Here is a 19,063-nt window from a genome sequence, read left to right on the forward strand (position 1 = left end):
TAGTCATTTCTTTGCTTACCAGCAGTATAGGCCTGCTGCCGCAAATGTAGTCTTGCGCCTATGTCGAAAAATAGTAGGCTTTGCCCGACGCTGGGCAGCAGCTTTTCAAGCCTTAAAAGCAGGCCGCTATGGAGACCGCAAATTTTACAACATATTTGTTACCATCAGCAAAACTAAAATGCTAAACTTCTTGTTTTGTACTAAAATAACGTATAAAACCCTAGGCAAAATCCAATTTAAAGTAGTAGAATTATAGCTTCAAAATGGAAAAAATACTGGAAAAACAAGGTTTTTTTGTTATTTTTATGACTTTCCATAAATCCATATATAAAAGAATAGATGCTATTAACTGTATTATCAGGATTATTAATATCATGTTCACTTGTAATATTCGGCAAATTTTTAAACAGTAGGTGGAGCCTTTTGCTTCCTCTATTGCCGGCAATATTATTTCTGGTATTTGTAATACACATCCCCTTTATCTCATCGGGCAACCAGCAACTCCAACATATAAGTTGGGTTCCTACACTGGGTATAAACTTTGATTTCAGACTCGATGGGCTCTCTTTATTATTTAGTTTACTTATCACAGGAATTGGTACGGCGATCTTTATTTATGCCCGTAAATATTTAATTGGCTATGCCTATTACGATCGTTTCTTTGGTTATCTCTTTTTATTTATGTCGGCCATGCTTGGGGTTGTATTGTCGAACAACATCCTGCTATTGTTTATATTCTGGGAGTTAACAAGTATCAGTTCATTTTTTCTGATTGGTTTTAACAACGATAATGCCGACTCCCGAAAAAGCGCCCTTACAGCCCTCGGCATTACTGGTTTTGGTGGGTTCTTTCTTTTAGCAGGGCTTATTTTACTGGGCAATATAGCTGGCACGTATAGCATCTCGGATTTAGTAAACTCTAGGGATGTGATTCTTGCAGACCCTTTGTACCCGTTGGTTGTGGGCTTGTTATGTATGGGTGCTTTTACAAAGTCGGCGCAATTTCCATTCCACTTTTGGTTGCCTGGAGCGATGAAAGCGCCAACTCCAGTATCGGCGTATTTACATTCGGCGACAATGGTGAAGGCGGGAATTTACTTACTCGCACGTTTTACGCCTATTTTAGGCCAGACGGAATTATGGAATACAACCTTAATGCTTGTTGGCGGTATAACCATGTTGTATGCCGCAATACACGCTTTATTCCGAATTGACCTGAAAGGAATATTAGCCTACTCCACCATTTCGGCATTGGGGGTACTTACTTTTTTACTCGGGCTGGGTACAGAACAGGCCATGGTTGCCGTATCGGTCTTTATCCTGGCTCATGCCTTGTATAAAGCGACATTATTTATGGTAACGGGTATTATTGACCATGAAACCCATACCCGTGATATCACTGTATTGGCAGGGCTACGAAGTGTGATGCCGGCCGTTGCATTGGCAGGCTTTCTGGCGGCAATTTCGAGTGCCGGGGTACCATTAACCTTTGGTTTTATAGGTAAAGATCTTATTTATGAGGCTACTTTACATAGCCCTCTTACCCAATTTGCCTGGCTATTAACGGGCTTGGCAGTGGTTACAAACATAGGTCTTGTTGCGGCAGGGTTTATGGCGGGTATAAAACCATTCTTCGGAAAATTACCTTCACAATTTGAAAAGCTGCATATGCCTTATCCTGCCTTATGGCTGCCGCCTTTGGTTTTAGCCATTTTAGGTCTTGCATTGGGTATGGTACCGGGCTTTATTGGTGATTTCCTGACCAGCCAGACGGCTAACAGTATTTTTGGTGCCAAAATAGATAACCATTTAGCTATCTACCACGGCTTTAATATGGTATTAATACTAAGCTTGGTAACCTTAGCAATGGGTACATTGTTGTATGTAATAAATAAGCCTAGTGCCAGGAAACTTGCGGCTGTAGAAAAATTAAATAGGATATCACCCCAACGTATTATTATGGGCTACGCCAATGATATTGTACGCTTTGCCGATTGGTTTACTAACCTGTTTCACAATGGTTACTTGCGTTCCTACCATTTAAAGATTATAATTTTTGCCGAGTTGGTATTAGGTTATAAATTATGGATGAGTGGGCCCATCAACATTGATATCTGGAATATGAACTATCCGGAGATCTATGAGGTGGCTATTGTATTAATTTTAATTGGCGCATTGGTATTGGTTGTAACGACCGCATCACGCTTAACCGCCGTGGTGGGCATGAGTGTTATCGGGTATGCCATATGTTTGATTTTTGTGATCTACAGTGCTCCCGATTTGGCGATGACACAGTTTACCATCGACACCCTGACAACCGTATTATTTGTGCTGGTACTCTACAAGCTACCCCCGTTCATGAATCTTACCGGTAAGGTTGTCATTATCCGAGACGCCATAATATCCCTAGGCTTCGGTATTATTTTATCTCTTATCGCCTTAAAGGTGTGGAGTGAGCCTATCGATAGAGAGATTTCCGATTATTATGGCGAGAATGCATACCTATTGGCGAAAGGTAAGAATGTGGTTAATATTCTATTGGTCGACTTTAGGGGGATAGATACCATCTTTGAAACCGTAGTATTGAGTATTGCTGCGCTAGGGGTATACAGTTTAATTCGTTTACGTTTAAAATCTTCAGAAAGAGAATAGATGAGAAGTCCAATATTACAGTCTGCAACAAAATATATGCTTCCGATATTATTGTTGTTTTCGTTTTTTCTACTGCTTCGGGGGCACTATTACCCTGGAGGTGGTTTTGTTGGCGGTTTAATTGCTGCTATTGCTTTTGTATTACATAGCTTCGCTAATGGTACCGAAGCGACGATGAAGCTGCTAAAACGGAAACCCTTATCGTTAATTCCTATTGGATTAGCACTTTCAACAATTAGCGTGACTTTCCCCTTATTATTTGGTATGCCGCCCATGACAGGATTATGGTTTGAAGAACCTATACCTGTAATCGGTATGATAGGCTCGGCGTTATTCTTTGACCTTGGGGTTTACTTAGTGGTGATCGGTGTCGTGCTGACCATCTTATTTACGATTTCACTAAATAATTTGGAGGAAAAAAATTAATGGAACTGTTACTTATAATATTAATAGGCTTACTTTACGCCGCCGGGGTATACCTTATCCTTCGCCGGAGTATGGTCAAGCTACTTCTGGGTATAATGTGCTTGGGAAGTGGAGCCAACATTCTTATTTTTTTACTGGGTGGAATTACCAAAGGTAAACCTCCAGTAATCGATGAAAATGCTAAATTATTTCAGGATGTTTTTGCCGATCCAATTCCACAAGCCTTGATATTAACGGCTATTGTAATCAGCTTTGCCTTAACGGCATTTGCCATAGTTTTATTAAAAAGAGTTTACGCTTTAGTAAACTCAGACGATTTAGATGATTTAAACACCCCGGAGGAAGAAGATATATGATTGACAACCACATTTTAGCACCTGTCTTTATACAGCTTTTTACCGCCATAATACAACTTATTGCTTGGCGCAAAACGGTAACCCAACGTTTTATTTCGGTTATTGGATCGAGCTTGGGGGTGCTTTTAGCCATAAGACTACTGAGCAAAGTTAGCGACAATGGTATACTAACCTTGAATGCTGCCAATTGGGAGGCTCCATTTGGAATTGTTTTTGTAGCCGATTTATTGAGTGCTACCTTAGTGCTTATCACCTCCTTCGCAGGACTAGCTGTATCGATATTCTCGTCTACAGGCCTTAATCGACAGCGTATGTTGTACGGGTATTTTCCGATTTTTCACTTTTTGGTCATGGGCCTAAACGGTGCTTTTTTAACGGGGGATATTTTCAACTTATATGTATGGTTTGAGGTAATTATAATCTCCTCTTTTGTGCTAATGACCCTAGGCGGGCGCAAAACACAGCTCGAAGGTGCCGTAAAATATATGGCCATGAATATTCTGGCATCGACTTTTTTCTTAACAGGTATCGGTATTCTGTATGGCATAACGGGTTCATTGAATATGGCCGATTTATCGGTAAAAATACAACAGGTACAAAACCAATCTTTAGTGGGAATTACGGCCTGCTTCTTTCTGATAGGGTTTGGTATTAAATCGGCAATATTTCCACTATACTTTTGGCTACCCTCCTCGTACCACACCCCTCCATCGGCGGTTGCGGCAACGTTCGGTGGTTTATTAACGAAGGTGGGTATTTACGCCATTATCAGAACCTTTAGTTTAATCTTTGTGCCCGACGAGTTTACGCGAAATCTATTAATGGCACTTGCCGTACTGACTATTGTTACGGGTGCTTTGGGCGCATTAATGAAAACAAATATCCGTAGGCTATTTTCATACCTTATTGTATGCCATATCGGTTTTATGGTTGGCGGCATTGGTATGTTTACTAAACTGGCTTTAATGGGCACCGTTTTCTACCTTTTCCACGATATTCTGGTTAAAACAAATATGTTTCTAATTGCCGGATTAATCCGGCAATTACGCGGTACGATGGATATGAAAAAACTAGGCGGTTTGTATGCCGAATATCCAAAAATATCACTTTTAATAGCCCTAATTTTATTTTCGTTGGTAGGTATTCCGCCATTATCAGGTTTTTGGCCTAAGATATACCTTTTCCAGGAAGCATTTAGCCATCAGCAGTATTTCTTTGTCGCTGCCTTAATTTTCGGCAGTTTTATTACCCTTATTGTTATCGCAAAAATGTGGTCCGAGGTATTTTGGAAGGATGTTCCCCCCGGTGAAATCGTAGAAAATAAGTTTGAGCCACTGCCCTTAATCCGTAAGATTCTGTTGGTTTTACCCATAGGTTTATTAGGCTTAGCTACCTTGTATGTGGGTTTAAATGCCGAAGCAATCGTAAAATTAGTAGATAAAATATCTGATCAGTTGATGGATACTGCCCCTTACGTAGAGGCGGTATTGGGAAAAAATAATTAGCAATATGATAAAAACATTTTTAATGAACTTATTGCTATCATTTATTTGGGTAGCACTAACAGGATCCATGTACTATACGAATTTCTTATTCGGGTTTATGCTCGGATTTGCCATTCTTTGGATCATGAACCGAACCGACGAAGATAGAAGGTATTTCTATAAGGTTCCACAGATTATCAGTTTGGTCTTCTATTTTGTGTACGAAATGTTGCGCGCAAATATTCAGGTCGCTTATGATGTAATGACACCTAAGTATTTTATGCGCCCGGGAATAGTAAAATATCCAATGAATGCGAAAACGGAAATGGAAATAAACCTGTTGTCCACGATGATTTCATTAACACCGGGTACATTGATATTGGATATCTCTGAAGATAGAAAAACCATGTATATCCATGTAATGTATTTAAACGACCCGGAGAAGTTTGTTAGAGACACCAAAAAAGGATTAGAACGTAGACTTTTAGAAGCACTAAGATGACATTAGCAACTTACTTTGATTATTTTATTTTACCCGTCTTAACCATATCGGTGATCTTAACCTTTATTCGTTTAATAAAAGGCCCAAAGGTTGTCGACAGGGTTATTGCGCTGGACCTTATTATTACTATAGGCATTGGTATTATTACAATTTTTACCATTCGTTCCAATCAAAAAGTTTTGCTCGATGTCGCCATTATCTTGGCGCTTATTGCATTTTTAGGAACGGTAGCCTTTTCATTTTACATTGAAAAACAAGAAGATGACTGATATAATTATAGGAGTAATTAGCACCATTGGTGCGCTAGCGATATTTTTTGCCTCTTTAGGGATTCTGCGCATGCCCGATTTTTACCTACGCCTATCGGTTACGGTTAAAGCGGCAACTTTGGGGGTTGGTCTTTTGTTGTTATGCGCTTCCATTATCTTTCCGGATATATCGGTTAGTACAAAGGCTTTCGCCATTATTTTTTTCCTGCTCATAACGTCGCCTATTGCCGCACATATGATTGGTCGTGCAGCATACTTCTCGGGTACGCCTTTATGGAAACATACCCTTATCGATGAGTTTGCCGACAAAAAAGCAGAGTATCTTGCCCAATCGGAATCTGGCCTGCCGGAAAAAGAATCGGAAGGAGATGCTGTAGAAAAAACCGGACAGATAGCGGATACAGAGGAAGAAACCCAGTAAAATGGGGAGTTTTACACATGGGTTATCCACATTTTGTTAATAACTGTGTATACAACTTATGGCTAAAGGAGCAGTTTGCAGGCTGCAGCAGTTTAAGTTGTCCACAGGCTTATCCACATAATGTGGATAACTTAAAACATCCTAGCTTAATTTAGGCGGCTAACCTCCCAACTAAATATTCTTGCTAAGCGGTGTGTACAGGGGATATTTTTCTACGAGCTAATAGTCGCTTACCTATATTTCATATCTATAGGTGTAGCGAGGAGACCAGACAGCTGCTGTGCCAAACCTAATATTAATGCGCTCCACGCAAGTACCTACCCTATAAATGGTATACCTGTTTTTAATGCAGTTTTAACTTTTGAAATCAATATACCTTAAGCTAAGGTAATTAGGTACCTAAGGCCAATACACATAAACCGTATTAGGTAAATCGTAACTTAAATTTTGAGGAATAGCGCAGCAAGTATCTTGCGTATTATTCAAACTTTATAGACAGAAAAAGTTATTAAGAACAAGGTGTCGCCGATAAAGATCACTTGGAGTAAGCTTAAAACTCCGCCTATTTTAACCAGATACCCTGCAATTACGATGCTCAGACTTTTATTTCAGGTGCTGCTCAACAGGCATTGTCTTATTCTTTTTATGTTGTGTCGCTAACCGCGTTTTAACCAAAGGATATAAAAACACCGCTGCCAATATAATAATTGCACCCAGATAAAAACCTGTACTCATCACTTCATTCTGCTTTAAAATCAACATCGCTAGCATGATACCATATACGGGTTCTAGATTTGTTATTAATGCCACGGTAAAGGCACTTAACTCCTTCATAACCGCTACGCCCAAAGCATAGGCAAATGCGGTACACACACTCCCTAGCAGTAACAAATAAAACAAGTCTGCTAAAGACAGATCCATAGCGGCATTAAAACCCTGCGTACACAGTAAAATTAGTGATAGCCCTAAGAAGGCTCCAACCATTTCATAAAAAGTTATTATAACCGGGTTGTCTTTCTTTACCAGTTTACTATTGCATATCGAAAAAATACTGGCACAAAGTGCTGCCAATAAACCAAATACGATACCCTGCCAATATTGAAACTCAAAAGTGAAAATTAAATAGATACCCAAAATAATACATAAGCCTACAATGATATCGTCTATAGCCAGCTTCTTATGAGAAAATAGAGGCTCTAGAATGGCTGTAAAAAGTGTAAGAGACGATAAAGATACCAAAGTAACCGACACCGTAGAAACCTTGATGGCATGGAAAAATAAAACCCAGTGCATGCCTACCAAAAGCCCTACCCCAATAAATTGTAACATGCGCCCAAGCGGAACCTGCATATTTTTTCTGGTAATCTTTATGTAAATAAAAAGACTTATGGCCGCAATAAACACCCTATACCAAACCAATGGCAGTGCTGCAATAGATATCAGACCCCCAAGGACCCCGGTAAACCCCCAAATTAATACCGTAAAATGCAGAATAAACAGATTACGGTTGCGAAAGAAAAAATCCATAACAAAGGTTATTTAGGTGCTTTGCGCAACAATATTAAGGACAATATTAAGAAGGTAACGCTAGGCACTAGTGTCGCAATTAAAGGAGAAAGGCCTCCTTTCAAAGCAAACATAGTGGAAAATTGGTTAAAAACTAAAAAAGTAAAACTTAAGCCGATACCGATACCAAGGCTTAAGCCAATACCGCCACGAACTTTTTTTGAGGATAGTGCCACCCCCATTAAAGTCAAGATTATAATCGAGAATGGATGTACCCAACGCTTATATTTTTCCATCAGCAAATCGCTCATCATACCCGTTCCACGTATTTCCTCCTTTACAATCCGCTCATTAAGTGCTTTCGTGGTCATCTCGGTAAATATATTCTCATAGACTTCAAAATCCTGAGGTTTCATATCCAATGTTGTATCGCGCGAATCGCCCTTCAACATTTCTTCATGAAGACCATTAATAATCCTGTTGGTATAGTTTTCCATACGCCATTTACTGGCCGTAGAATCCCAGCTTACGCGCTCAGCCATAAGCTTTTCAATCATGTTTTCACCATCAAACTTCTCGAGTACAAAATTATAACCTACCGATTGCTTGGTATCAAAACTATTGATATAGACATAGGTATTGGAGTCTATTTGCATATGCGTCGCGGAGGTGGATGCGCTCATCCTGTTGGGCTTTACATAGACATTTTCAAACTGCACTTTGATACGGTTAGTTTCCGGCAGTATATATAAGTTTGACACCAAGGATAAAGCACATATCATACCCGAGCCTACCAGATAGGGTCTTAACATCCGGTTAAAGCTCATCCCCCCATTTAAAATCGGAACGATCTCGGTTTGATCGGCCATTTTAGAGGTAAAGAATATCACCGCAATAAAATTCATTAGCGGTGTTAACATATTCAAAAAGAAAGGCACGCTACCTAAAGCATAATAACGGAATAAAACCTGCGTAAAGGTCGCTTTATACTTCAGGAAGTCGTCTAACTTTTCCGAGACATCAAATACCACAATGATAATGATAAATATGCCTACGGTAAAGAAAAACGTAGTCAGGTACTTCCGTAAAATATAACGATCGATCAGGTTCATTACTGCAAATTAATACGTTTTATGGATATCACCCAAAATAATTACAAACGTTGCCCTAAAACTTTCACCATTTTCTCTTTCCATTCGTAAAAAGTACCCTCGATAATCTTTTCTCGAGCCTGTTTCACCAACCACAGGTAGAAATGTAAGTTATGTAACGATGCAATTTGCGCACCTAAAATCTCCTGTGAACGGATTAAGTGTCTTAAATAAGCTTTGGAATATACCTGATCCATCATCAAGTCGCTCTCCGCCTCTATCGGTGAGAAATCATCCTTCCATTTTTCATTTTTTATATTGATAATACCATTTCGCGTAAATAACATCCCATTTCTGGCATTACGCGTCGGCATTACACAGTCGAACATATCAATACCCAAGGCGATGTTTTCCAAAATATTAATCGGCGTACCAACGCCCATTAAATAACGCGGTTTCTCCCAAGGCAAAATATTGGTTACGACTTCCGTCATGGCGTACATCTCTTCGGCAGGCTCACCAACAGAAAGACCACCGATAGCATTTCCTTCACGTTCGAAAGACGCAATCACCTCAGCCGATTTGGCCCTTAAATCCTTGTATACAGAACCTTGAACAATGGGAAATAAGGTTTGGTCATAACCATATAAAGGCGTTGTTGTATCAAAGCGATTACAACATCTCTTCAACCACCTATGGGTCATGTCCATAGAGCGGCGTGCATAATTATAGTCGCAAGGGTATGGCGTACACTCGTCGAAAGCCATAATAATATCCGCTCCGATAATACGCTGTGTGTCCATTACATTTTCAGGCGTAAACAGATGTTTAGAACCATCGACATGCGAGCGGAAAGTTACCCCTTCTTCACGGATCTTACGAACCTCGGTAAGGGAATATACCTGGTAACCGCCCGAATCGGTAAGTATAGGTTTACTCCAACCGTTAAACTTATGGATACCCCCCGCTTTCTGCAATACATCCAGACCTGGCCTTAAATATAAATGGTAGGTATTTCCTAATATAATTTGTGCTTGAATATCCTGCACCAATTCATGTTGATGTACGGCTTTCACCGTACCAGCCGTGCCTACGGGCATAAAAATCGGCGTTTCTATTAAACCATGGGCAGTCTCCATCACCCCAGCACGGGCTTTGGAGTGTTTATCTTGAGCTTGAAGAGTAAATTTCATACGTATCTTAAATCCAGCGCAAAAATACTATAAAATTCTGAGCCTACGATGAAACTACGTATTTATTAGCAATTCTTAACGAGAATATATACAATATTCTGAAGAAGACCTTATCTTTGAGGCTTTAAATGAATTTTCATATTCCTCATATCACGCTCCCTGCCTACTTCTGCTATGGCTTGCTAGGTTTACTGTTAGTTGTACAACTATACTATATTTTATTTGTATACCGAAAACTAGCGAGATACCGTGTAAAATCACATGCCGACGCCGCTACTACAGCAGCTGTAACGGTTATAATATGCGCTCATAATGAGCAGGAAAACCTGAAGACATTTCTCCCGCATATCCTAAACCAAGATTACCCTGAATTTGAAGTTATTGTTGTAAATGACAGCTCTGATGATGAAACTCCTTGGATATTACATGATTTTGAACAACAATACAGCCATCTTCGTGTCATCGATGTTAAGGATCATATACGATTTAAGCACAACAAAAAATTTGCCTTAACGCTAGGTATAAAAGGAGCAAAACATCAGGTCTTGGTTATGACCGACGCCGATTGCCAGCCAGAAAGCAACCAATGGTTGCGGGAGATGGCCGGAGCCTATACCGAGGGTAAAGAAATAGTATTGGGCTATTCGCCATACTTTAAGGCCAGTGGTTTCTTAAATAAACTTATTCGGTTTGAAACGACACATACGGCAATGAGTTATTTAGCCTATGCCATCAAGGGCAACGCTTACATGGGGGTGGGGCGCAACCTCTCCTACCTTAAGGATTTGTTTTTTAAAGGGAAAGGCTTTAATGCCCATATGCATATAAAATCTGGCGATGACGATTTATTCGTAAATAAAAATGCAACAGCGACAAATATCAATATTGCAATCCATCCTGATGCTCATACCTATTCCGTACCTAAGGCTAGTTGGAAATCGTATAACAAACAAAAAGGTCGACATGCCGGTGCTTCAGTTTTCTACAAAATGCGGCATAAGTCGATGTTGGGTACACAGCTGATTTCAGCATTTTTATTTTACTGTTTGCTTATCGTAACCCTCAGTTTATTTCCATCCTTATGGTTTATCGGCTTAGGCATTTATCTACTACGTTATTGCTGCCAACTGATTATATTTGCGCCGATTTACAAAAAACTTGCCGTTAAAGATCTTTTAATATGGCTCCCTATTCTCGACATTTTTTATTATTTCTACATCTGCTTGAACGGTGTTTTCAACCGCAAAAAAAAGCAAGTGTCCTGGAAATAATCCTCTATTCAATAAAAATTTTAACACATGAACCCTACCGTAGATATTATATTTAAATATTTCCCTAACCTGAGCGAAAAGCAAAAGGAGCAGTTTACAAAACTTGCTGAAGTATATCCATTTTGGAACGATCAGATTAATGTTATCTCGCGTAAGGATATCGAAAGCTTGTACCTCAAACATGTGCTTCATTCGTTGGGAATAGCCAAGTTCGTTACCGAATTAAAACCAGGAACACGCATTCTTGATGTTGGTACGGGTGGAGGCTTCCCGGGGATTCCATTGGCTATTTTATTTCCCGAAGTACAATTTCATTTGGTTGATTCCATAGGTAAAAAAATTAAGGTAGTGCGCGGTGTGGCGGAGGCAATTGGTCTTACCAATGTGGAAGCAGACCATATGCGTGCCGAACAAATTGACTACAAATACGATTTTATCGTTTCACGTGCAGTAACCCGCCTGGCAGAATTTACCTCTTGGATTCGCAATAAATTTGAAAAACAAGATAAAAATGGTATTCCTAACGGCATCTTGTACCTGAAAGGAGGCGACTTAAAAGAAGAAATAAAAGAGTCTCGATTGAAAGTGGAACTCCATCCGCTATCGTCCTACTTTGAAGAAGATTTCTTCGAGACCAAGTATGTGTTATACACACCCATGTAGCAAGGTATACAGGCTGTTTGTGGCCACAAACAGCCTACGCTAAGGTATCATGATCCTTTCATGAATTACCGCGGTAGAATCTACATACGTTTGCATGCATTTTTTAAGGTATAGCAACTTTTCATATTCCGTCGCCGTAGAGAGCCATACATAGGTAGGCCTGAAATAGGTTTCAAACACAAAAAGTGAGTCTCCGTTTAATTTCACCTTATTCCGTGTAAGTGGCAACCACAATTCATTAACGCGATTTGCTTCAAACTCCGACTCGAAAGAGCGTTGCAATCTACGGGAGTCTTTACCAAGCTTACTGAATTTATTATACAATTTGTTCAGGTTAATCGCGATACCTCCAAGAGGATTTACCGTAATCATATTTTTGGTATCTCCCCAGAGATAAATCAATTTATAATCTACTTTTCTATTTTCAAAAATTTCCTCTGCAGACTGTTCATTACCTTTAATGGCCACCGTATCTATTTTCAGGGTATCCATAGTCGCCAATTCTTTCAACCCTGTTGCCGGCAATTGTAAGGGGTACAAGAGTTTCAGAGCTGCAATTCCTGCCAGGAAACAGCCTACTTGTAGGAGCATGTGGTTTGGAAACATAAAAATATAGCAGTAAGGGTGTTACAAAACGGATTAATACCCTTAAATGTCCATAAATTTATGCAAAGCAAAAAAAAGATATATTTAAAGAATGTTAAATACTATAGCCTGTTAACATTTGCTGCAATACGAACCATAGGAAACCGGAAAATACAGCCCCTACCGTTCGTATTTTATAGGTAATATTTCGGTTTAACTTAAAGATTTTTGAATTTCAGTACCGATTATATTTATCTCTTCATCCATACCAAACAGGGGTAAACCTGTCTCAGGGTTCAATTTAAGCCAGTTGGTATCGGTATCTTTAATAATCTGCACATACTCCTTACCATCTTTAAAGATAGTATAGGTATCTTTTTCTTCTGGAAAGACCGAGTATACGATGTCCCCCACTTCAATATCAAAAGGTTCTTGCATTTCCATAGCGCTATATTTTTTGTGCAAATCTACTATTCTTCGAATGAATAAACGTTAATTTTTTAGAATTACAGAAAGTAATACTTACATTTAGAAAGCCGATTATGAACACTTTAGCAAAAATTGCCTTAGCAAAAATTAAGGGTATAGGTCCTAAACTTGGACGTAACCTCCTGTCTTATTGTGGTTCTCCGGAAGCCATATTTGGGAGCAGCAAAAAACAACTCTTAAAAATACCGGGCATAGGTTTATCTGCCGCAGAGGCGATATTATCGAAATCATACCTTCAGGAAGCAGAAGCAGAATTACATTTTATCCAACAACAAAATATACAGTTAGTGTGGATGGAAGATGCAAACTACCCCAGGCGTTTACGGCACTGTGAAGATGCACCGATTTTGTTATTCTTCAAAGGCAATGCCTCCTTAAATCCAGATCGTGCTGTCAGCATTATAGGCAGCCGGAATGCCAGCAGTTATGGACGTAAGATATGTGAAAACTTACTGGCGGACCTTAAGGAAATTAATGTACAAGTTATTAGTGGTCTCGCTTTTGGTATTGATATACAGGCGCATCGAGAAGCGCTCAAGCAAGAGCTCCCCACCGTGGCTGTACTGGGGCATGGTTTGGACCGTATCTATCCTTACGCACACCACGATACTGCGCAAAAAATAATAGACCATGGTGGTTTATTGTCCGAATTTACCGCTGGATGCAAACCTGAGCGGCAGAATTTCCCGATGCGTAACCGCATAATTGCAGGCTTATCGGATGTCGTTGTGGTAGTTGAAGCAGCCCGCAAAGGGGGCGCGCTTATTACAGCAGAAATTGCTAACTCCTATAATCGCGATGTTTGTGCGTTTCCAGGAGCCATAGATCACCCCTATTCCGCAGGTTGCAATTATTTAATAAAAACTAACCAAGCACAATTAATCCGGAATGCCAAAGACTTGTGTGAGCTTATGAATTGGGATTTCGAAAATACGACTACAACAAGGCTGCCACAGCTACAATTGCTACTGGATACCTTAAGCGTTGAAGAACAGAAAATTGTTAGTTATCTACGTACATCTGGCGAGGGTAATATAGACGATATCGCCATCCATTGCCAATGGACACAGAGTAAACTGGCCATCACCCTTTTGGAAATGGAGCTAAAAGGAATTTTAAGCGTCAAGCCTGGAAAAGTTTTTAAACTAGCGACTTAATTATTAACCCTAAATATGTAAAAATGCAAAATAAATCAAATACATCTATAGACGACAAAGCTGCTACTAAAGGTATTTGGAAAGTAATTGGTGCTTCCTCTTTAGGTACACTGATAGAATGGTATGATTTTTTTATTTTCGGAAGTCTTTCTATCGTCATTGCAACCAAATTTTTTCCACCCGGTAATCCAACGGCAGCATTTTTATCGACCTTGGCAACCTTTGCAGCTGGATTTGTAGTACGCCCATTTGGCGCGCTATTTTTCGGCCGTTTAGGCGACTTAATAGGCCGTAAATACACGTTTATGGTCACGTTAATGCTCATGGGTGGAGCAACTTTCTTAATCGGTTGTATCCCCAATTATGAAACAATAGGATACTGGGCACCTATATTGGTACTGGTTTTACGGCTATTACAAGGCCTCGCTTTAGGTGGCGAGTATGGAGGAGCAGCAACGTATGTCGCCGAGCACAGTCCGAAGGGGCAACGTGGGTATTGGACCTCCTGGATACAAACGACAGCTACGTTCGGTCTTTTTATATCTCTGTTAGTTATTCTGCTTACACGGGTTGCACTCAGCGAGGATCAATTTGATGCCTGGGGCTGGCGGATTCCATTTTTGATATCCATACTAATGGTGTATGTATCCTATATGATTAGAAAAAACATGGATGAATCACCAGAATTTAAAAAAGCTAAAGCCGAAGGTAAAACATCTAAAAACCCTTTGCGCGAAAGTTTTGCCAATAAATACAACCTTAAATTTGTGCTTTTAGCCTTGTTTGGCGCTGCAATGGGCCAAGGCGTTGTTTGGTATACAGGCCAATTTTATTCCATGAGCTTTATGAAAACGGTCATGCTTCTCGAAAGCGACCAAGCCGACATAACTTTAGGCATTGCTTTGCTTTTTGGCACCCCATTTTTTGTTGTTTTTGGTAGTCTTTCGGACAAAATTGGCCGCAAATGGGTGATGCTTACCGGCATGGCATTAGCGGTATTTACCTACCGACCCATATATGAAGCTATGTACCAAATCAGCAATATCAACAACAAAAAAGAGCTGCTCCATTTACGACAAGAGCAACACAACCGCTCAGATATGGGCGAGACTAAAGAGGATGTTGATATGCTGACACAAATATTTACAGATAAAACCCGCCTGATTACGAGCACGGCAACCTACCTCGATCTGACTGGCAGCCCTATAATGGAACATGGGAAAATAAAAACAACCGTAAAAAAACAGGTCCATATTGAAGGTATAAACCAGTTAAAGCTTGTTTTTTTAATATTTATACAAATTATCTACATCACCCTTGTTTATGGCCCTATAGCGGCTTTTCTATCCGAAATATTCCCCGTAAAGATTCGTTATACATCAATGTCGCTACCGTACCATATTGGCAACGGCGTTTTCGGCGGTCTGCTTCCCGCAGTATCAACCTACCTAGCGACGACCGCTAACAGTGCAGGTAACCCTTCGTTTTACCTTGCCGGATTATGGTACCCAATAATCATATCAGCCGTATGTTTTACTATCGGCAGCTTATACATCAGTAAATCCATGATTGCAAAAAATCAATAACTATGGAAACACTAAAAAAAATACTCGGTATCGTTTGGCTTTTGCTGGCATTATTAACTGCATACTTTTGCATTGTACAATTTGGTATCCCCAAATTAAATACGGGCCAGCAAGAAGATTTGGTCTTTGGGTTAATTATTGTTTTTATTCTAACGCCTATTATAGCAATAGGATTAGCAATATTTGGCTATTATGCGTTAACAGGGGAATACAACAAAGACAAAATGTGAATTTTATTCCCTGTATATCAAGCCCATACCAATTTAAAGGCATTTTGTTTTTTGAAAATATAAATTTTTCCTATTTTTGCGGTGGGTAAGTCCTTTACGACCAGCTCCCTTTGACTCCCCCAGGTTGGGAACAAAGCAAGGGTATTAGGTTGAGCGGTGCGATAAAGGGAGCTTACCCATTTTTTATTTTATAACCTTTAGCAGGCCAGTACCACGCATTGCGCCTTTTTTCCACCACTTTATTTCTTACATTTCGTACCGCCTTGAGGGGTTCATGCTATTATATGTCTACACATTTCACTTTTTACGTATCTTTTCGTTTATTTGTAGTTCGAATTAACACGAGCATTAATGAGTTGGTTTAAAAGAAGCAAGGCAGGAATAAATACTGCCACAGAAAATAAAAAGGAAGCTCCAGATGGGATGTGGAATAAATGTCCATCATGTAAAAAGCCCCTTTTGAATCTTGAACAAATTGAAAACAACTATGTTTGTCAATATTGTGGTTACCATCTTCGCATTGGTTCTGCAGCATACTTTTCAGTATTATTTGACAACAATGAGTTCACTGAACTATTTCCGAACCTTAGCGCAGGCGACCCTTTACAGTTTGTAGACAGCAAACCCTATGGTGAAAGATTGGTCGATAGCCAAGCTAAAACGGGCTTAAAGGATGCATTACGTTCTGCACATGGCAAGCTTAATGGTGAAGATATCGTTATTGCCTGTATGGACTTTAACTTTATCGGTGGTTCTATGGGATCCGTTGTGGGTGAAAAAATTGCACGTTCTATCGATTATTGTATTGCACATAAACTTCCCTTTATGTTGATCTCAAAATCTGGTGGTGCACGTATGATGGAAGCAGCTTTTTCGTTAATGCAAATGGCGAAAACATCCGCAAAATTAGCCTTATTAAATAAAGCAAAATTGCCTTATATCTGTTTGTTAACAGACCCTACAACAGGGGGCGTAACTGCATCATACGCCATGCTTGGCGATATCAATATTGCAGAGCCTGGTGCTTTAATTGGTTTTGCAGGCCCTCGTGTTATTAAAGAAACCATAAAAAAAGACCTTCCCAAAGGATTCCAAACATCGGAGTTTTTGTTAGAGCATGGTTTTTTAGACTTTATTGTCGATAGAAGAGCACTGAAACAAAAAGTTTACACCTACCTTAAATTGGTAAAGTAATATTTAATTGCATTAGGAAATGCCCCTGAAAAGTTAAATCCTTTTTAGGGGCATTTTTTTTAAATAGCAGCATATCCCTAAAACCTAAAGATACTACGTCAGAAATAAACGGGAAAATTTGCAGCTTAAACAAACAGCAAGCCAACAGCTTAACCGAGCAAATAACACGGTTAGGTTAAGGTCTGCTTCTCCGAAACACCGCCCAGCGCTTCCTTCGCTGTAAATAGTTCAAGTTCTTTTCATAGTGGTAAGCCTCACGCTCGAAACGGATTTGCCGGTAAGCTTTATCAAAATTTCGGTACTGCAAATAATGCCATAAAAATTCCAATACATACCAAATATAAAAAGGTATCACCAGCAGTTCCAAGGCCTGTGCAAGATGTATTCGTTCATGATTCAGCAATACAGAATCTTGCTGCAGCTGCCGCGAACGCACAAAAATAAAAGGGAATATCGTGACTGCTTCAGCCCTATGCGCCGAAAAGAAACCTGTCCAAAATTTACTTACTATAACCAGTCCTTTCATTCTTACCTAAGAAATAAGCTAAAAAACAACAATTCTTGCTTCCTTTTTATATTCAAACTTAGATTGTATATTTGTTTAAATATAAAAAGTTTTAAAATATGCCTTATAAAGAACGCGAAATAAACAAGTTGTATTACACAATGGGAGAAGTAACGGAGATGTTCGATGTAAATGCTTCTCAAATTCGCTTTTATGAGCGTGAATTTGAAATCTTACAACCGAAAAAGAACAAAAAAGGAAATCGCTTATTTACGCCCGAAGATATTGCTAATTTAAAAATCATCTTTAATTTGGTTAAGGAAAAAGGCTATACCCTTCAAGGGGCACGCGACTATCTCAAAGACAATAAAGCGGAAGCAAAAGAGAACCAACGTGTTATTGATTCTCTTGAACGTTTAAAATCGTTCCTCGTTGAAGTAAGGGACTCTTTATAGATTGTGGCGTTTAAAGAAATGATAAAACCTTATCGACCATCTTGGTACTGCCTATAATAGCGGGCACACGCTGATGTAGATGGTGTGGTGTTACCTCCATAATACGCTGCTCGCCGGTTGAAGCCTTACCTCCTGCTTGTTCAATAATAAAAGCAATAGGATTACACTCATACATTAATCTTAACTTTCCGAAGGGTTGCTGTGCAGTCTGCGGATAGATAAAAATACCGCCCATAAGTAAATTCCGGTGGATATCGGCGACCATAGAACCGATATATCGCGATGTAAATGGACGGTTGCTGGCTGCATCTTCCACTTGACAGTATTTAATGTAATCTTTAATGCCCTGTGGAAATTTAAGGTAGTTCCCCTCATTTATGGAATAAATATGACCGTCTTTAGGAATGGTCATATTGGGATGCGACAAACAAAACTCGCCAATAGAGGGATCTAGAGTAAAACCATTTACCCCTTTCCCGGTTGTGTAAACCAACATGGTGGAAGATCCATAAATAATATAACCAGCAGCGACCTGTTTTGTTCCTTTCTGCAACAGATCATCCTGGCTTACATCCTCACCAGCATTACTTTTCCGCCGGTATATAGAGAATATAGTCCCTACGGAAACATTAACCTCAATATTGCTGCTCCCATCCAACGGATCTATGCAAACCACATAATTGGCATCCTTAGAAACGCCATCATCGACAAGCTGTACCCCTTCATCTTGCTCCTCAGAAGCGACGAAACAACATTCACCACCAGATTTTAAGGCCGTAATAAATTGTTCATCAGCATAAACGTCCAATTTTTTTTGACTTTCACCCGAAACGTTAACCCCCTGCACATTTCCTAAGATATCCACAAGTCCCGCCTTATTTACTTCACGGTTAACAATTTTTGCTGCTATACCAATATCGCGTAATAAACGCGATAACTCCCCTTTAGCGTAGGGAAAATCGGCCTGTTTTTCAATTATAAACTGACCTAAGGTTTTTATAGATTTCATAATTTATTGTTTATACAAC

At 39.6% G+C, this 19,063-nt stretch carries 21 protein-coding genes and 1 other RNA gene; 15 read left to right on the forward strand and 7 right to left on the reverse strand.

The genetic code is table 11. The features are described 5' to 3' along the window. Window positions 1-339: 339 nt before the first annotated feature. The 7 genes from ACL9RF_RS15670 to mnhG are packed head-to-tail and all read left to right on the forward strand — an operon-like array spanning window position 340 to window position 6,110. The gene (locus ACL9RF_RS15670; RefSeq protein ID WP_422801580.1) at window positions 340-2,652 is read left to right on the forward strand and encodes a putative monovalent cation/H+ antiporter subunit A; all 2,313 of its coding nucleotides are present in this window, start codon (window positions 340-342) and stop codon (window positions 2,650-2,652) included. Continuing rightward, a complete protein-coding gene (locus ACL9RF_RS15675; protein WP_422801581.1) occupies window positions 2,653-3,078 on the forward strand; it encodes a Na+/H+ antiporter subunit B in 426 nt (141 codons plus the stop codon). Continuing rightward, entirely contained in the window at window positions 3,078-3,434 is a 357-nt protein-coding gene (locus ACL9RF_RS15680; protein WP_422801582.1) for a Na+/H+ antiporter subunit C, read from the forward strand. Before ACL9RF_RS15675 ends, ACL9RF_RS15680 begins: the two co-directional genes overlap by 1 nt. Then, a complete protein-coding gene (locus ACL9RF_RS15685) occupies window positions 3,431-4,939 on the forward strand; it encodes a proton-conducting transporter membrane subunit (protein WP_422801583.1) in 1,509 nt (502 codons plus the stop codon). The genes ACL9RF_RS15680 and ACL9RF_RS15685 overlap by 4 nt, the downstream gene beginning before the upstream one ends. Before the next feature lie 4 nt (window positions 4,940-4,943). Then, window positions 4,944-5,420 (forward strand): Na+/H+ antiporter subunit E, encoded by a 477-nt coding sequence (locus ACL9RF_RS15690; RefSeq protein ID WP_422801584.1) that lies wholly within the window; start codon window positions 4,944-4,946, stop codon window positions 5,418-5,420. Next, complete coding sequence (locus ACL9RF_RS15695) at window positions 5,417-5,689, forward strand: monovalent cation/H+ antiporter complex subunit F (RefSeq protein ID WP_422801585.1); 273 nt, start codon at window positions 5,417-5,419, stop codon at window positions 5,687-5,689. Before ACL9RF_RS15690 ends, ACL9RF_RS15695 begins: the two co-directional genes overlap by 4 nt. Next, window positions 5,682-6,110: a monovalent cation/H(+) antiporter subunit G gene (gene mnhG, locus ACL9RF_RS15700; protein ID WP_422801586.1), complete on the forward strand. Its 429-nt coding sequence runs from the start codon at window positions 5,682-5,684 to the stop codon at window positions 6,108-6,110. The genes ACL9RF_RS15695 and mnhG overlap by 8 nt, the downstream gene beginning before the upstream one ends. A 603-nt stretch (window positions 6,111-6,713) precedes the next feature. Here mnhG and ACL9RF_RS15705 read toward each other — a convergent pair. From ACL9RF_RS15705 to tgt, 3 genes are read right to left on the reverse strand one after another with little or no spacing between them, the layout of a single operon-like run. Next, entirely contained in the window at window positions 6,714-7,637 is a 924-nt protein-coding gene (locus ACL9RF_RS15705; RefSeq protein ID WP_422801587.1) for a DMT family transporter, read from the reverse strand. A gap of 8 nt (window positions 7,638-7,645) precedes the next feature. Then, complete coding sequence (locus tag ACL9RF_RS15710) at window positions 7,646-8,728, reverse strand: LptF/LptG family permease (protein WP_422801588.1); 1,083 nt, start codon at window positions 8,726-8,728, stop codon at window positions 7,646-7,648. A 41-nt stretch (window positions 8,729-8,769) separates the two neighbouring features. Beyond that, on the reverse strand, window positions 8,770-9,900 hold the full coding sequence (gene tgt / locus ACL9RF_RS15715) for a tRNA guanosine(34) transglycosylase Tgt (protein WP_422801589.1): 1,131 nt from the start codon (window positions 9,898-9,900) through the stop codon (window positions 8,770-8,772). Between the two features lie 128 nt (window positions 9,901-10,028). On the opposite strand from tgt, the gene ACL9RF_RS15720 reads away from it, so the two are divergent. Both ACL9RF_RS15720 and rsmG read left to right on the forward strand, forming a co-directional pair. Beyond that, window positions 10,029-11,171: a glycosyltransferase gene (locus ACL9RF_RS15720; protein WP_422801590.1), complete on the forward strand. Its 1,143-nt coding sequence runs from the start codon at window positions 10,029-10,031 to the stop codon at window positions 11,169-11,171. 27 nt (window positions 11,172-11,198) lie between these two features. Continuing rightward, window positions 11,199-11,834: a 16S rRNA (guanine(527)-N(7))-methyltransferase RsmG gene (gene rsmG, locus ACL9RF_RS15725; RefSeq protein WP_422801591.1), complete on the forward strand. Its 636-nt coding sequence runs from the start codon at window positions 11,199-11,201 to the stop codon at window positions 11,832-11,834. A 39-nt stretch (window positions 11,835-11,873) separates the two neighbouring features. Here the strand turns inward: rsmG and ACL9RF_RS15730 are convergent, their stop codons facing one another. Together ACL9RF_RS15730 and ACL9RF_RS15735 are read right to left on the reverse strand one after the other, a co-directional pair. Then, window positions 11,874-12,425: a hypothetical protein gene (locus ACL9RF_RS15730; protein ID WP_422801592.1), complete on the reverse strand. Its 552-nt coding sequence runs from the start codon at window positions 12,423-12,425 to the stop codon at window positions 11,874-11,876. Between the two features lie 207 nt (window positions 12,426-12,632). Next, a complete protein-coding gene (locus tag ACL9RF_RS15735; RefSeq protein WP_422801593.1) occupies window positions 12,633-12,863 on the reverse strand; it encodes a hypothetical protein in 231 nt (76 codons plus the stop codon). A gap of 98 nt (window positions 12,864-12,961) precedes the next feature. Here ACL9RF_RS15735 and dprA point away from each other — a divergent pair, with 98 nt between their 5' ends. The 5 genes from dprA (at window position 12,962) to accD (ending at window position 17,075) form a co-directional block, all read left to right on the forward strand. Next, window positions 12,962-14,065 carry a DNA-processing protein DprA gene (gene dprA, locus ACL9RF_RS15740; protein WP_422801594.1) on the forward strand — a complete coding sequence of 368 codons (1,104 nt, stop codon included), beginning with the start codon at window positions 12,962-12,964 and terminating at the stop codon, window positions 14,063-14,065. A 23-nt stretch (window positions 14,066-14,088) separates the two neighbouring features. Continuing rightward, window positions 14,089-15,651 (forward strand): MFS transporter, encoded by a 1,563-nt coding sequence (locus tag ACL9RF_RS15745; RefSeq protein ID WP_422801595.1) that lies wholly within the window; start codon window positions 14,089-14,091, stop codon window positions 15,649-15,651. Between the two features lie 2 nt (window positions 15,652-15,653). Then, the gene (locus tag ACL9RF_RS15750; RefSeq protein ID WP_422801596.1) at window positions 15,654-15,881 is read left to right on the forward strand and encodes a DUF6814 family protein; all 228 of its coding nucleotides are present in this window, start codon (window positions 15,654-15,656) and stop codon (window positions 15,879-15,881) included. An 83-nt stretch (window positions 15,882-15,964) separates the two neighbouring features. Then, an RNA gene (gene ffs / locus ACL9RF_RS15755) (signal recognition particle sRNA small type) lies at window positions 15,965-16,062 on the forward strand. A gap of 170 nt (window positions 16,063-16,232) precedes the next feature. Beyond that, window positions 16,233-17,075 (forward strand): acetyl-CoA carboxylase, carboxyltransferase subunit beta, encoded by an 843-nt coding sequence (gene accD, locus ACL9RF_RS15760; RefSeq protein WP_422801597.1) that lies wholly within the window; start codon window positions 16,233-16,235, stop codon window positions 17,073-17,075. Window positions 17,076-17,250: 175 nt separating this feature from the next. Here the strand turns inward: accD and ACL9RF_RS15765 are convergent, their stop codons facing one another. Beyond that, window positions 17,251-17,601, reverse strand: a complete 351-nt coding sequence (locus tag ACL9RF_RS15765) for a hypothetical protein (RefSeq protein ID WP_422801598.1) — start codon at window positions 17,599-17,601, stop codon at window positions 17,251-17,253. A 98-nt stretch (window positions 17,602-17,699) separates the two neighbouring features. Here ACL9RF_RS15765 and ACL9RF_RS15770 point away from each other — a divergent pair, with 98 nt between their 5' ends. Then, a complete protein-coding gene (locus ACL9RF_RS15770) occupies window positions 17,700-18,035 on the forward strand; it encodes a MerR family transcriptional regulator (protein WP_422801599.1) in 336 nt (111 codons plus the stop codon). Window positions 18,036-18,045: 10 nt separating this feature from the next. On the opposite strand, the gene fbp is transcribed toward ACL9RF_RS15770, so the two are convergent. Then, window positions 18,046-19,044 (reverse strand): class 1 fructose-bisphosphatase, encoded by a 999-nt coding sequence (gene fbp, locus ACL9RF_RS15775; protein ID WP_422801600.1) that lies wholly within the window; start codon window positions 19,042-19,044, stop codon window positions 18,046-18,048. Between the last annotated feature and the right edge of the window lie 19 nt (window positions 19,045-19,063).

The sequence above is a fragment of the Sphingobacterium sp. Mn56C genome (assembly GCF_049319645.1).
In the GTDB taxonomy this organism is placed as follows: domain Bacteria; phylum Bacteroidota; class Bacteroidia; order Sphingobacteriales; family Sphingobacteriaceae; genus Sphingobacterium.